General features: G+C 39.3%; 14 protein-coding genes. 2 read left to right on the forward strand and 12 right to left on the reverse strand.

Going from position 1 to position 13,964, the window contains the following annotated elements; genetic code table 11:
- Nucleotides 1-152: 152 nt before the first annotated feature.
- Complete coding sequence (locus EK17_RS07775) at nt 153-953, forward strand: tetratricopeptide repeat protein (RefSeq protein ID WP_156957537.1); 801 nt, start codon at nt 153-155, stop codon at nt 951-953.
- Nucleotides 931-1,680 carry an SAM hydrolase/SAM-dependent halogenase family protein gene (locus EK17_RS07780; protein ID WP_035589423.1) on the forward strand — a complete coding sequence of 250 codons (750 nt, stop codon included), beginning with the start codon at nt 931-933 and terminating at the stop codon, nt 1,678-1,680. The genes EK17_RS07775 and EK17_RS07780 overlap by 23 nt, the downstream gene beginning before the upstream one ends.
- Here the strand turns inward: EK17_RS07780 and EK17_RS07785 are convergent.
- The 12 genes from EK17_RS07785 to EK17_RS07840 form a co-directional block, all read right to left on the reverse strand.
- Complete coding sequence (locus tag EK17_RS07785) at nt 1,610-3,058, reverse strand: ComEC/Rec2 family competence protein (protein WP_035589425.1); 1,449 nt, start codon at nt 3,056-3,058, stop codon at nt 1,610-1,612. The genes EK17_RS07780 and EK17_RS07785 overlap by 71 nt on opposite strands.
- Nucleotides 3,055-3,858: an AmmeMemoRadiSam system protein B gene (amrB, locus tag EK17_RS07790; protein WP_035589427.1), complete on the reverse strand. Its 804-nt coding sequence runs from the start codon at nt 3,856-3,858 to the stop codon at nt 3,055-3,057. Before amrB ends, EK17_RS07785 begins: the two co-directional genes overlap by 4 nt.
- A gap of 3 nt (nt 3,859-3,861) precedes the next feature.
- Nucleotides 3,862-4,125, reverse strand: coding sequence for a beta-ketoacyl-[acyl-carrier-protein] synthase family protein (locus EK17_RS07795; protein ID WP_035589429.1), 264 nt, complete (start codon nt 4,123-4,125; stop codon nt 3,862-3,864).
- Nucleotides 4,126-4,127: 2 nt separating this feature from the next.
- Nucleotides 4,128-6,719, reverse strand: coding sequence for an alanine--tRNA ligase (alaS, locus tag EK17_RS07800; RefSeq protein WP_035589431.1), 2,592 nt, complete (start codon nt 6,717-6,719; stop codon nt 4,128-4,130).
- On the reverse strand, nt 6,706-7,158 hold the full coding sequence (locus EK17_RS09150) for a regulatory protein RecX (protein ID WP_051904521.1): 453 nt from the start codon (nt 7,156-7,158) through the stop codon (nt 6,706-6,708). The genes alaS and EK17_RS09150 overlap by 14 nt, the downstream gene beginning before the upstream one ends.
- Nucleotides 7,159-8,229: a type IV pilus twitching motility protein PilT gene (locus EK17_RS07810; RefSeq protein WP_035589433.1), complete on the reverse strand. Its 1,071-nt coding sequence runs from the start codon at nt 8,227-8,229 to the stop codon at nt 7,159-7,161.
- The gene (gene recA / locus EK17_RS07815; protein WP_035589435.1) at nt 8,219-9,232 is read right to left on the reverse strand and encodes a recombinase RecA; all 1,014 of its coding nucleotides are present in this window, start codon (nt 9,230-9,232) and stop codon (nt 8,219-8,221) included. Before recA ends, EK17_RS07810 begins: the two co-directional genes overlap by 11 nt.
- A 3-nt stretch (nt 9,233-9,235) precedes the next feature.
- A complete protein-coding gene (gene thpR, locus EK17_RS07820) occupies nt 9,236-9,787 on the reverse strand; it encodes an RNA 2',3'-cyclic phosphodiesterase (protein ID WP_035589437.1) in 552 nt (183 codons plus the stop codon).
- Nucleotides 9,784-10,803: a CinA family protein gene (locus EK17_RS09300; protein WP_198018178.1), complete on the reverse strand. Its 1,020-nt coding sequence runs from the start codon at nt 10,801-10,803 to the stop codon at nt 9,784-9,786. The genes thpR and EK17_RS09300 overlap by 4 nt, the downstream gene beginning before the upstream one ends.
- Complete coding sequence (locus EK17_RS07830; RefSeq protein WP_035589439.1) at nt 10,800-11,261, reverse strand: phosphatidylglycerophosphatase A family protein; 462 nt, start codon at nt 11,259-11,261, stop codon at nt 10,800-10,802. Before EK17_RS07830 ends, EK17_RS09300 begins: the two co-directional genes overlap by 4 nt.
- Nucleotides 11,258-12,430: an aspartate aminotransferase family protein gene (locus EK17_RS07835; RefSeq protein ID WP_035589442.1), complete on the reverse strand. Its 1,173-nt coding sequence runs from the start codon at nt 12,428-12,430 to the stop codon at nt 11,258-11,260. The genes EK17_RS07830 and EK17_RS07835 overlap by 4 nt, the downstream gene beginning before the upstream one ends.
- Before the next feature lie 75 nt (nt 12,431-12,505).
- Nucleotides 12,506-13,957 (reverse strand): NADH-quinone oxidoreductase subunit N, encoded by a 1,452-nt coding sequence (locus EK17_RS07840; protein ID WP_035589525.1) that lies wholly within the window; start codon nt 13,955-13,957, stop codon nt 12,506-12,508.
- Nucleotides 13,958-13,964 lie beyond the last annotated feature (7 nt).

A 13,964-nucleotide genomic window follows, 5' to 3' on the forward strand; every position in this document is an offset into this window, starting at 1 on the left:
CCTCCTTTCTTCAAAAAATGTTCTTAATTTTAAACAAATTCCACCATTTTTTAAATATACAACTATTTTTTAACTCGGTCAATTAACTTTTTATAAATTCTAAATATTCATTATACTTGACTCAATAGACAAAAAACATTATTGTTTAACTGATGAGAAGGTTAATACCAATAATATTAGCTCTAAGCGGCATTATAATTCTGCTATCATCGTGTGTTTCTCCCCAGCCAAAAAAGCAATCAATGGATAAAAGTATAAAAATTGCTCTGATTAAATATGAGATGGCGCGTAATATTATAGCGCATAAGGATTATGAAAACCTTCCCAAGGCGTTTTTGTATCTCAAAGAAGCAAAGCAGGTTTTAAAAAACGACCCGCGTGTTGATTATCTTCTTGCGATAGCCTACAAACTCAGAAAAAACGATGCAATGTATGAAAAATATTTAAAAGAAACATTAAAAATTGACAAAAACTTTTACGATGCATACAACGCATTGGGTATATTCTACTTTGAAAAAAAACAGTATAAAAAAGCGCTTGAGATGTTTACAAAGCTTATAAACAACCCGCTTTATCCTGCTGCCGATGTTGCGTTTTTCAATAGATCCAGGGTTTATTTAAAGCTTAACCAGACACAAAAAGCCATAGATGACCTTGAAAGTGCCATCGTTTTTTCAAACTATTCAAATCCAGTGTATTTCAAAAACCTCATAGCCATCTACATTGCAAAAAAAGATTACATAAACGCCTTAAAAACCATCAATCTTATGGAACAGCATGAGGGTGAAAACTGCTACACAATCACAACAAGGGCGTTTTGTTTTATAAAACTAAAACAGTTTGGGCAGGCTGTAAAAACTTTAAACAAAATAAAGGATGTTTCGTCGAACTGTTTTAAAAAGAAGGAAGCTTTATTAGAGGAGATTGACAATGATACTAACATTAACAACTGATTTTTCAGACAGCGGCGGGTTTGTAGCCCAACTAAAAGCCGAGATATTTAAACTCTTTGGTGAAAATTTAAAAATAGTGGATATAACGCACAACATCAAACCGTTTCATTCCATAGAAGCAGCTTATATTGTCGCAACAACAATACCCCGCTTTCCTAAAAACAGCATCCATATCGTTGTGGTAGACCCAGGCGTTGGCAGCGATAGGGATATCGTTGTTGTAAAATGGAAAGATCAGATTATCGTTTCACCCGACAATGAGGCTTTAGGTTTAATCGAACCTGAATTAATAAGGGTTATCTCAAAAGATGAAATAAACCCTCAAAGCTCAAAAACATTTGAAGCGCGGGACATTATGGTCAAAGCAGCCTGGCTTGCAACAAACAGCGATTTAGAAACTATTGGCAAAAAAAAGGAAAGCTTAAGCTTTTCTTTTAAGCCACAGCAGAAAAAGAACAGGATAAAGGGGCAGATAATCTATATCGATAACTTTGGCAACTGTATCTCAAACATCACTGAAGACTACCTGAATGGCGGTTTTGAAAGGATAATGCTTAAAAACTTGATTTTCAGGCATTTAGAGGAAACATACCATTCACCGACAAGCAGCTATAAGGCTTTGATCAACTCAGCAGGTTATCTTGAATTTGCCTACTTTAAGAAGTCGTTTGCGGCTGAGTTTGGCGTTGATTATTTAGATGAAGTAGAAGTTTTGCTAAACCAATAACACCAAAGCCAAACAGATAAATCACAACCATATTGGGCAGGCTGAAACTTAAAGGAATTGTATAATAAAATGCAGCAAGCTTTTGAATTAGATGCAAATATAGCAAAACAACGCTGTCCAGAAACTTAAAAAACAATAACTTTACCTGATAAAACAACGGCACAACTAAAATACCAACAAAAGATAGCGGCACAACCACAAAGCCAAATAGACTCACAGCCACGATATTATCCAAAGCTGAAAACAGATTGGCATGACCAAAAAAATAGCCACTCAAAGGCATAGCAAACAAAGACATCAAAATAACAAAAATCAGGCTTCTTATAATTTTATACACCCGAATACTTTGGCAAAAACCGTATAAAAAAAGCGCCACAAATGTCATAAAAAACGACATAATAAACGATGGATTGTAAATTGCTCGATGGTAAAACAACTCAATCAAAACAGCTATAAAAAACAGTGCATTGTAGGATGATTTTCTAAAACCAAAAATCATAGACATCACAACAAGCATACTCATCAAAAAAGACCTTATGGCTGGAATATTGCCACCAATAAGCAAAAAATAGAAAAAAAGGGGCACAACGGCAAATAAGCTGGCAATCTTTTTTATGTTAAAGCGCCTGTAGAAAAATGAAATCCTGCTTACAATTTGAAAAAACAGCATATAAAATAAACCAAAAACAAAACTCATATGCAAACCAGAAACGACAAGCAGATGAGCAGTCTGTGTTTTTATAAACGGCTCTTTTATTGTTTTTGAAAAACTTTTATCACCCAAAATGGAGGAATCTAAAAAATAATCGACCTTTTCTGGCAAAAAATAGTAAAACTCATCCTCAATCTTCTTTCTTAAACGGGCAAAAAAACCAATAACAGGTGTTGTGCCGATTTTTTTGATGTAATAGGCATATCCAATACAGCAGATGCCACTTGAAAACAGATATCTTCTAAATGAGTCATTTTTAACCGTTTCAATCGGCTTAAATTTTCCCTTCAAGACAACCCTATCGCCAACAAGTAGATTATCAAAAGCCTTTGAGGCAAAGACATAAACACCGCCATGGTTTGATTTCACCATTAAACCAAGCCTGTTTGAAAATGTTTTAGATTTAACCTCTCCTGTGATCTTGGATGGGCAGTTGCACTGTCTTTGCTGTGGTGTTAAAATAAAAATCAGAAAACATACAAACATAGCCAAAAACACCCTGCGTGTGCCTATCATAGAGACAACAAATATAGCAAAACAGATTATTAAAAACAGCGTGTTGTGCGTTTCGTAATGCAGCTGCAAAAACAACAAAAAAACAAAAGCAAAAGCAAAAGGGTAGTCGTAAGTCAGGTTTTTTACAAAATATATAATCCTGTGGATCATTCTATATAAGCAGAAAGATATCCAACAACCTTATCAAAGTCGCCGTTTACTTCACCGCTTGTTCTGTGGTCAACCTCCACAAATCGCTTTGCACCAAGCATCTTTGCAGCGGCTATGGCAATGTATGCACTACCAACACCACACATCGTTATACCCTCTGCCTGCGTAACCCTCAACAGCTCATTTTCATCCAAATTTTTCATGGCCTCTATGGCTTTATTATCCTTAATTAAGGTCGTATTCTGGTCTTCATAATGGTTCATATCGCTACTTACAACCATCAACACACTTCTATTATGCTCTTTGATGGCTTTTGCAATGGTTTCAGCGGTTGAGTAAAGCTTTGCAACATTGTGTGTTCCAACAACGATCGAGGCAATCCGATAATCGCCTTCTGAAATATAATCGATAAATGGAAGCTGCACCTCTATGCTATGCTCCTGCAGATGAGCATAATAGTCAATCTCCACATATTCACCTTTAGCTATCTTTTCTATAAGCTCGCTATCCGGCATAACCTCGCCAAACGGCATTTCATATATGCCGTCAAAAAGCGATATATCAGCGCCAAGACCTGTGTGGTTTGGTCCAAAAATCAAATATGTATCAAAGCTTTCAATTAAAGAGTAAACGCTTGCTGCAGTAGCCCCCGAATAGATATAACCTGCATGCGGCACAATGATTGCAACAGGTGATATTTTCTCTTCAACAGGCTTTATAGCACTCTTTAGGTATGCCTGCAATTCATCGTTTGAATCTGGATAAAACAATCCAGCAACAGCCGGTTTTCTCACAAGCATAAGCTACCCCGCTTTTGTTTGTTTAATGAGGTTTTTTAACTCCTCGATATCCTGTTTTGTTGCAAGCCCAAACTCCTTTATCACCTCTTCCACATCCTCTTTAAGCATGCCTTTAACCATCTCTTTGCGCTTGTTTAGATGCTCTTTTGTTAGTTCAATTACCCCCTTATCCTCAACCTCTTTTTTGCCTTCCTCTATAATCGAATTTACTATTTTATCAACCCTTTTCGATAAGCCCACAGCCATATAAACCATCTCTTTGAACATCGCTACACCCCCAGATACTCAGCAATGTTTGAGACAATCTTATCAAGTTTCGATAAATCCCTACCCCCGCCCTGGGCAAATTCATCCTTTCCGCCGCCTTTACCTTTAAGCTCAGCAGAAATTCTTTTCACCGCATCCTTTGCCTTTATTCTGTCAATTAAATCATTTGTTACCATTACCAATAAATTAACCCTATCCTCTTTTTTGTCAAATAACACAACAACACCGCTTTTCATCTTTGCCTTTGCAATGTCTCCTAAATGCCTTAAATCCGCCATATCTTCATTATCAAAGACATCGATATACAGGTTGATGCCGTTTATCGTCTTTTGCTTTGATTGGTCAAATTTTGGCTTTGTTTTTGTCTGCTTTTTACTCTTTAGCTCATCTATCTTTTTTGGAACCTCATTAAGCGGCACATTGAGTTTTAAGGCTGCATGTTTCAAAATAGATTCAAGACTATGAACATACTCATAGGCATCAATTCCCACTTTTGCCTCAATCCTTCTGACACCTTTTGATACGGCTGATTCATGTATTATCTTAAACAGACCAATTTCACCAGAATACCTCACATGTGTGCCCCCGCATAGCTCCATACTCACATCGCCCACACTCACCACGCGCACTCTATCGGCATACTTTTCATCAAACAACGCTATGGCACCCTTTTTAATAGCCTCATCAAGCTTTAAAATTTCTGTCTTAACCTCGTAGTTTTCTACAATCCAGCTATTTATCAACTGCTCAATCTCAAAAAGCTCCTTATCGGTTAGCTTTGCAAAATGGGTAAAGTCGAATCTAAATCTATTTTCCTCAACAAGCGATCCAGCCTGTCTGACATGCTTGCCCAGTATCTTTATCAAAGCTGCATCAAGCAGGTGTGTGGCCGTATGGTGTCTTGCTATGTTCTTTCTGCGTGCAACATTGATTCTCAGTGTATATTTCTCACCAGTTTCCAATTTACCCTCTTTTAGCTCAACCCTATGAACAAAGAGATTGCCGTCAAAATACTTCTGCACATCATCCACAAAAGCCCTGACACCGTCTTTTAATACAAAACCACTGTCAGCCACCTGACCGCCACTTTCTGCATAAAACGGTGTTTTATCGAAGATCAGATAATAGATGCCCCTTTTATCAACTGTATTCTGAATCGTTTTATTTTCATCAACTATACCCTTTAGCTCGGCCTCGCATTCAAACTCATCATAACCCACAAACTCTGTTTTGCCGACTTTTTTGTAAACTTCGCCAAAGACATCCCACACAAACTCCTCGCCCGTTCCCTTCCAGCTTTTTCTTGAGGCCTCCCTCTGCTGTTCAAGCAGCTTATTAAAGCCTTCTATATCAACTTTAAAGCCGTTTTCCTTTGCAATATCAACGGTTAAATCTATAGGGAATCCGTATGTATCGTAAAGCTTAAAAGCATCATTTGCCTCAACAACCTTTGATGCAGATTTTTTGAAAATATCTGAAAGGATCTTTAAGCCGCTCTCCAGTGTTTCAAAGAACTGCTCCTCCTCAGACTTAACAACATTAACCACAACATCCCTGTTTGCAATAAGCTCAGGATAGGTATCTCCCATAATCTCATTTACAACATCGATGAATTTATGCAGAAACGGCTCTTTTGCTTTGAGCTTGCTGCCAAACCTCATCGCCCTCCTTAAAATCCTTCTCAACACATAACCTCTACCCTCTTTATCCGGCAAAACACCGTCTGTTATAAGAAAATCTATAGCCCTTAGATGGTCAGCTATAACCCTTATGCCCACATCGATGTCGTTGTCTTTGCCATATTCAACGCTAAAAAACTCAGACAGATGAGAAATAATAAACCTGAAAACATCTATATCAAAATTGCTATGCACACCCTGCAGAATCGCTGCTGTTCTTTCAAGACCCATACCCGTATCGATGCTGGGTTTTGGAAGCGGTGTTAAATTTCCCGCCTCATCTCTGTTAAACTGCATAAATACTAAATTCCACAATTCAAGGTACCTGTCGCAGTCACAGGCTACAGAACAATCAGGCCTGCCGCAACCCACACCCGGACCCTGATCGATGTGAATCTCTGAGCAGGGACCGCACGGACCTGTATCGCCCATCGCCCAGAAGTTATCATGCTCATCCATTCTAACGATTCTATTTTGAGGCACGCCCTCCTGTTTATTCCATATCTCAAAAGCCTCATCATCCTCCCTAAAAATCGTTATCCACAGCTTATTTTTATCTATTCCAAGCACCCTTGTCACAAAATCCCAGCCAAAATGAATCGCCTCTTTTTTAAAGTAATCACCGAATGAAAAATTCCCCAGCATCTCAAAAAATGTATGATGCCTTGCTGTAAAACCCACATTTTCAAGGTCGTTGTGTTTTCCACCGGCTCTTACGCATTTCTGGCAGCTTGTCGCCCTTTTATAATCCCTCACCTCTTTACCCAAAAACACATCCTTAAACTGCACCATGCCTGCGTTGACAAACAGCAGGGTAGGGTCGTTTTTGGGAATAAGCGGTGCAGATTTTACAATTGTATGTCCGTTTTCTTTAAAGTAGTTTAAAAAAGCCTTCCTTAAATCAGCCGTTTTCATCTATCCTCTCCCTCACATCGTATTTTTCAAATAAACCAAAAATCGTCTGGCTATCAAAACCCCTGCGCTGCATATAATCAAACAACTTTTTTTTAAGGTTTTTTTTACCCCTCAAAAGCTCATATTTCTTTAAAAAAACCTCATCTGCCTTCTCATCTTGCAAACCTAAAGCCTTATCGATTATAGCCTCATCTATGCCTTTATTTAACAGTTCAAACCTTATCCTTTTTTTCCCATACCCACGCTTGAGTCTAAAGTAAACATAATTTCTTGCATATCGCTCATCATCAACATAGCCCTTTTCTTTAAGATAATTTACAACCTCGATAATGTCTCTTTTAGATACGCCTCTTGAGTTTAATTTATCCTCAAGCTGTTTTTTTGTATAATCCCTTCTATCTAAAAGTCTCAGGGCATAATTCAACGCCTCTTTGTTCATTTAATAGATACCCTTTGCCTGAAGGGCAAAGTCGTTTGGATTGGTTGCATACTCCTTTGCTTCCTCAAAATCCACAAGCCCTTTTTGATACAGTTCAAGCAGAGATTGATCAAATGTCTGTGTGCCGTAGGTGTCTTTGTTTATCTCGATAGAGCGTTTGATATTGTGCATCTTTTCTGCATCCAAAATCGCATCCCTGACAAGCTGGGTTGCTATCATTATCTCAACTGCTGGCACCCTGCCTTTACCGTCCTTTCTTTTTAAAAGCCTCTGAGAAATGACAGCCTCGATCGTTGCAGAAAGCTGCAGCCTGATCTGGCGCTGCTCATTTAATGGAAACGCCGCTATAATTCTATTTATCGTCTCTGTGGCGTCTTTTGTATGCAGTGTTGACATAACAAGATGACCTGTTTCAACCGCCTCAAGCGCTGTTGCAATGGTTTCCCTATCGCGCATCTCACCCACCAAAATTACATCGGGATCTTCCCTTAATGCACCACGTAAACCATCAGCAAAGCTTAAAACATCATAACCAACCTGCCTTTGAACAATAGATGAGTTGTGGTCTCTGTGCAGATACTCAATCGGGTCTTCTATCGTGATAATGTTTTTTTTCTTTGTTTTGTTGATTAAATCTATCATCGATGCAAGTGTTGTTGACTTACCACTGCCTGTCACGCCCGTAACAAGTATCAAGCCCCTCGGTTTTAAGGCGATATCCCTTATAACCTCTGGCAGATTGAGCTCATCAAGCGATGGTATATCGTAGGGTATAAACCTGAACACCGCACCAGGGGTTCCTCTTTGAAAAAATATATTAACCCTGAAGCGGCCTATACCGCTTAACCCGTATCCCACATCGATCTGCCTGTTGTCCTTGAATTTTTCACGCAAAAACTCATCAACACCTTTTTCTAAAAACTCATCAAAGTCCTCTTTTGATATACGCTGCTCATCCTCATCCTTTACCATCTCACCGTTTATCCTGTAAAAAGGATATGCACCAACCTTTAGATGGATATCACTTGCATCCATACCAACAGCCTTTTTTAAAATCTGATCAAACCTCATCGCTCTCCTCTTGTTTACAGTTGAGTTTTTCTCTCAATTTTTGTTCTATCTCCTCTATAAGTTCAGGCCTTTGAGAGAGGAATTCCTTTGCATTATCCCTGCCCTGACCCAATCTTTCATCGTTGTATGAATACCATGAGCCGCTTTTTTCCACAATCTCGCTGGCAACAGCCAAGTCCAGCAAATCGCCGATTTTATCAGCACCCATACCGTAGATAATATCAAACTCAGCCTCTCTGAATGGCGGTGCGACTTTATTTTTAACAACCTTAACCTTTACCCTGTTTCCCACAACCTCGCCAGCCTGCTTAATCGGTGTGCCACTTTTTCTTATCTCAAGCCTGATTGATGAGTAAAACTTCAGTGCATTGCCACCTGTTGTTGTTTCGGGATTGCCAAACATAACACCAATTTTCATTCTGATCTGATTGAGAAAAATAATAGCCACATTGGATTTACTGATAGCCGCTGTAAGTTTTCTTAACGCCTGACTCATCAGGCGAGCCTGCAAACCCACATGGGCATCGCCCATATCACCCTCGATTTCAGCCTGCGGCACAAGTGCAGCCACAGAATCCACAACTATAATATCAACAGCATTGCTCCTTACAAGCGTATCGATAATCTCCAGCGCCTGTTCGCCTGAGTCTGGCTGACTGACAAGCAGATTATCTATATCAACACCTAACTTTTCTGCATAATAAACATCCAATGCATGCTCTGCATCAACAAACGCAGCTATACCACCACCCTTTTGAGCCTCAGCCACACAATGAAGTGCAAGTGTTGTTTTACCGCTGGATTCATGACCGTAGATCTCTGTGATTCTGCCGCGTGGAATGCCGCATACACCAAGTGCATAATCAAGCGATAAAATACCCGTTGGAATTACATTTACATCAACTGCTTTTGCATCACCAAGTTTCATTAAGGCACCCTTGCCAAATGTCTTTTCTATCTTTGAGATAGCCATATTCAACGATTGAAGTTTTTTTTCATCCATAACTCACCCCTTAAAATTGAATTTTTTAATCAATCTATATTCAGCGCCGCTTTTTTTAAGCCTGCTTTCAAACAGGCCGATACTATCTGCAACAAAATTCAGGTTGTTTTCTGAAACAAAATCCCTGCAAAGCTTCAACACATCCAACAGATCCTTTTGTTTTATATATTTCATTCGTCCAATTGTAAGATGGCAGAACGGTTTGTTGTCTGAAGGCCTGAAAACATCAAGCTCATTTGATAATTTTAAAGCAAAATCTTCAAACTGTTTGTTTTCCTCACCCAGCCACAACACCTGCGGATGCTTGAGATTTTTAAAAACACCGGCTTTATCAAGCCTTATTGCTACAGGCTTCTTATTAACATTATCGTTTATAATTTCAGCTATCCTATCTACAGCCTGCGGAAGCTGCTCGCCCAAAAACTTCAACGTTATATGCATATTCTTTAAGGCTACAGGTCTGATCTTATCCGTTATTTGAGCGATTTTTTTCTGCAGCAAACCAATCTGTTGTATTATCGATTCTGAAACCTCTAAGGCTACAAACAATCTCACTGACTTAAAATAAACTCCCTTAAATAAAGAATGGCAAATCTTGCCGCTTTTTCTCTAACTGCAGCCCTATTGCCGCTAAAAACCATTTTTGTTGCCCTAACAACACCATTTTTTCCTGCCACGCCAAACCAGACAAGACCCACGGGTTTTGTATCGCTACCGCCTGTTGGTCCTGCTATACCCGTTGTTGATACGGCAAAATCAGCACCACTTGAGGCAATGGCTCCGGCTGCCATCGCTTCTGCTACCTCTCTACTAACAGCACCAACCCTGTAAAGCACTCCTGAGCTAACCTTAAGTTGATTTACCTTCATTTTATTTGAGTAGGTAACAAAACCACCTTCCAAAAACTCCGACACACCTGCCACATCGGCTATCTTTGCTGCAACAAGACCTGCTGTGCAGCTTTCTGCTGTTGCAATCTTTGCATTTTTAACCTTTAAAACATCGACAAGCGCATAACTTTCAGAGGCTCCATCTGTCGAATAAACTTTTAGGTTATCTTTTAAATGTTCTATTTCTTCCTTTTTTAGTAGATAAATCTCCTCAACCTCATCCCTGAATACAGGCTCCAGCTTTTGATCCTCAAGTCTACCAAACACCTTCACAATACTTCTATCGGATACAAAATGCGCAGCTACTTTTCCAAAATCATCCTCTTTTTTTAACGATGCATCGATGAATGCCACAGGCTTGCCATCTATATTATCAAAGAACACACCCTCGGCTATCCTTTTAAAACCCTTTGCGATCACATAGGGTTTACTGACATCAACAAAAATTAGACTCCTTTGAAAATTCTGCATCATAATCTTCTGAATATTGTGCCACTGCAGTGAATCGTAAATAATAATTAAACCCTCAGTCAACTGAAAAGCTGTATTTATTGTATCTTTCAAAATTTCATAATCAACGCTGACTGCTTCAAAACCGATCTCAATGCCAAACTTTGCAAAAAAGTCTCTATTTATCCAGTTATTAGCCAGCAATGAAGCATATATCACACCAACACTCATTTTACTATCACCTGAAGGATTATATTTACCATTAAGCCACCTACGGCATCATCAATCATTATACCAAAACCACCACCGATTTTTTCAAGTATATTCAAAGGCGGAAGCTTGGAAATATCGATAATTCTAAACAGTAAAAAACCCGCAATCGCCGTTAGGGGTGAGTATGGAATGGTTATAAAGCAGATCATCATCCCCACAACCTCATCAATAATCACAAAAGATGGGTCTTTAATACCGTAAACATTTTCCATAACATCGCTTGTAAAGGTGCCTATTACAAAAAGTACTACAATAAATAAAACATAGAGTACGGCATTTAGCTCTTTTGCAAACATGTACAGCAACAATCCATAGAGACTGCCCATGGTACCGGGAGCATAGGCTGTATAACCCACACCAAAAACCGTGCTTATCTGCTCAGAAATCCTCTGAATCGTATCCTCATTGATTTTCATTGAATAATTCCATCTAAAATATCAACGGCCTCATCAATTATACTTTTTTCAACAATTAGAGGTGGCTCAAGCCTGATCGTTTTTTCGCCAGCCCTACCAATAAGCAAACCATTTTCAAAAGCTTTATTTATAACGGCTTTTGCATGATCGACACTGTCAAGTTCAACACCTATCATCAATCCCAGACCCCTTATATCCACAATCCACTGTTTATCAGAAAGCTTATTTTTAAGGCTTGAAATGAGATATTCACCCTTTTGTTTTACATCCTCCAAAAAACCATCACTTAGAATATGTTTAACAACAGCCTCTGCAACACTACAGGATAGCTGATTGCCGCCAAATGTAGAACCGTGGGTTGACAGACCAAGTGCTTTTGCCACATTTTCTTTTGCAAGCACAACACCTATAGGCACCCCTCCGCCAATGCCTTTTGCAAGTGTTATTACATCTGGTTCTACACCGTAATGCTCATAGGCAAAAAACTTACCTGTTCTGCCTGCACCTGTTTGAACCTCATCTGCAACAAACAAAACTCCTCTATCCTTGCAGTAGTTGTAAAGTTTTTTTATAAAATCCTCTTTAGCTACATTGATGCCGCCTTCACCCTGAATAAACTCCACAAGCACAGCAGCAGTCTTATCATCTATTTTTGAGATAGCATCATCGATGTTGTTAAATTCGGCAAACTCAAAACCTTCAACAAGAGGCTCAAAATCTGTTTTATAGGCATCCTGCCCTGTTGCAGACAGGGCTGCAAGCGTTCTGCCGTGGAATGAGTTCTTAAACGACAGGATTTTAAATCGATGCGGGTTGTAAAACTTCCTTACAAGTTTGATAGCCGTTTCATTGGCTTCAGCTCCACTGTTTACAAAAAAAACCCTATCACAGCATGAATGATCAACCAGCAGTTTTGCCACCTCAGCCTGCTGCTTTATATAATACAGATTTGATGTATGGATGAGTTTTTCAGCCTGTTTTTTTATTGCATCAACAACAACAGGATGACAATGACCAAGACTAACTACGGCAATACCAGCTAAAAAATCGATATATCTATTGCCGTTATAATCGTACAGATAAACCCCTTCTCCTTTTTCAAAAACAACCCTGAAACGGTTGTATGTGTTGAATAGATAGCTATCGCTTAAGCTAAATATCTCATCCATCTTCTTCTCCTTTGAATTAGTTATAATAGAGGCTATGGTTTAAGTCAAGAAAAAGAGGGGCAAGCCCCTCCTTACCTAAAAGCTTATAGAATGCAGTGCGATATCCAAAAATGTGCTTGGGAAGATACCGATATAAAGAACGCTCAATGCCGTAATAAGAATAACAGCCTTTACAGGGATTGAGTTAAACACCTCATAAACCCTGCTCTCCTGGCCTTTTTCTTCTTTCATATACATCGTAACAACAATATTGAGATAGAAATATGCAGAAATAGCGCTGTTTATAACACCGATTACAGCAAGCCAGTAGAGGTGTGATTTAACCGCTGCTGAAAAGAGGTAGTATTTACCCACAAAGCCAACTGTTGGTGGGACCCCGGCAAGACAGAACATAAAGATAAGCATTGCCGCACCAAGCAGGGGATATCTATATCCAAAACCCTTGAGGTTTTCAATCTCTGTACCCCTGTCATCCTTTTGAGAAATAAACTCAGCAACGGCAAATGCGCCAAGGTTCATAAACAGATAGCCAAACAGGTAGAACATCACAGCGCCATATCCTAAAGCGTTGGCTGCTGTTATACCTACAAGCATGTATCCTGCATGTGCAATAGATGAATAACCAAGGAGTCTTTTTAAATCCTTCTGCCACAGCGCCACAGTATTACCAAAGGTCATTGTAGCTACTGCAATAACCCAGAGAATCTTTGTCCAGTTAGCCTCAATCGGCCCCATTCCCATAGCAACAAACCTCAGCAGTGCCAAAAAGCTTGCTGCTTTTGGTGCTACAGACATAAACGCACTCATAGGCGTTGGAGCTGATGCATAAACATCAGGTGTCCAGGAGTGGAATGGAAAAGCTGCAATCTTGAATCCAAATCCAACAAATACAAAGAGGAATGCCAAAATGGCAAGCCATTTATAGAATTCGCTGCTTGTGCCAAGTAACTTTTTGATCGTCAACAGATCTACGCTACCAAACATACCGTAAAACAGACCTATACCCAAAACAAGGAAGGTAGATGCAAATGACCCAAGGATAAAATACTTCATTGCACCCTCAACGCTTTCTGCCTTATGTCTTAAAAAGCCTGTGAGTATATACATGCCTATTGAAAGTGTCTCAACAGCTATAAACATAACGATCAGGTTGTAGGTTGAGGCAAGAATAATCATTGCAACAAGCGAAAACAGTAGAATCTCATAATACTCACCAAGGTTGTAGCCTTCCCTGTTTAGAAAATCAAAGCTCATCACTATGGCTACAAATGCTGTAAGCAGCATAATAATGGTGGCTAAATTACTTGCCCTATCCATCACTATCATGTGATTGAAAGCATCCATAGGTGTGTTGTACATAACAACAGCTGCTGCAAAGGCAAACACGACTCCAAACAGGGCAAGTATGCCGTTAAAATTCTTTAACCTCTTTGGCAACCATAAATCGATCAGTAAAATAGCAAACGCAAAACCTGTAAGAATCAGCTCTGGGATTATTGCCGTTAAATCCTTTAGACTGTAAAGCATACCCATC

The organism is Hippea jasoniae, from assembly GCF_000744435.1.
Taxonomy (GTDB): Bacteria; Campylobacterota_A; Desulfurellia; order Desulfurellales; family Hippeaceae; genus Hippea; species Hippea jasoniae.

Coding starts and splice junctions, on each gene's coding strand:
- EK17_RS07775 (WP_156957537.1), top strand. CDS start 153: ATGAGAAGGTTAATACCAATAATATTAGCTCTAAGCGGCATTATAATT.
- EK17_RS07810 (WP_035589433.1), bottom strand. CDS start 8,229: ATGAGGTTTGATCAGATTTTAAAAAAGGCTGTTGGTATGGATGCAAGT.
- EK17_RS07830 (WP_035589439.1), bottom strand. CDS start 11,261: ATGAAAATCAATGAGGATACGATTCAGAGGATTTCTGAGCAGATAAGC.
- EK17_RS07780 (WP_035589423.1), top strand. CDS start 931: ATGATACTAACATTAACAACTGATTTTTCAGACAGCGGCGGGTTTGTA.
- EK17_RS09150 (WP_051904521.1), bottom strand. CDS start 7,158: ATGAACAAAGAGGCGTTGAATTATGCCCTGAGACTTTTAGATAGAAGG.
- recA (WP_035589435.1), bottom strand. CDS start 9,232: ATGGATGAAAAAAAACTTCAATCGTTGAATATGGCTATCTCAAAGATA.
- amrB (WP_035589427.1), bottom strand. CDS start 3,858: ATGCTTGTGAGAAAACCGGCTGTTGCTGGATTGTTTTATCCAGATTCA.
- EK17_RS07785 (WP_035589425.1), bottom strand. CDS start 3,058: ATGATCCACAGGATTATATATTTTGTAAAAAACCTGACTTACGACTAC.
- EK17_RS07795 (WP_035589429.1), bottom strand. CDS start 4,125: ATGTTCAAAGAGATGGTTTATATGGCTGTGGGCTTATCGAAAAGGGTT.
- EK17_RS07840 (WP_035589525.1), bottom strand. CDS start 13,957: ATGCTTTACAGTCTAAAGGATTTAACGGCAATAATCCCAGAGCTGATT.
- alaS (WP_035589431.1), bottom strand. CDS start 6,719: ATGAAAACGGCTGATTTAAGGAAGGCTTTTTTAAACTACTTTAAAGAA.
- EK17_RS09300 (WP_198018178.1), bottom strand. CDS start 10,803: ATGAGTGTTGGTGTGATATATGCTTCATTGCTGGCTAATAACTGGATA.
- EK17_RS07835 (WP_035589442.1), bottom strand. CDS start 12,430: ATGGATGAGATATTTAGCTTAAGCGATAGCTATCTATTCAACACATAC.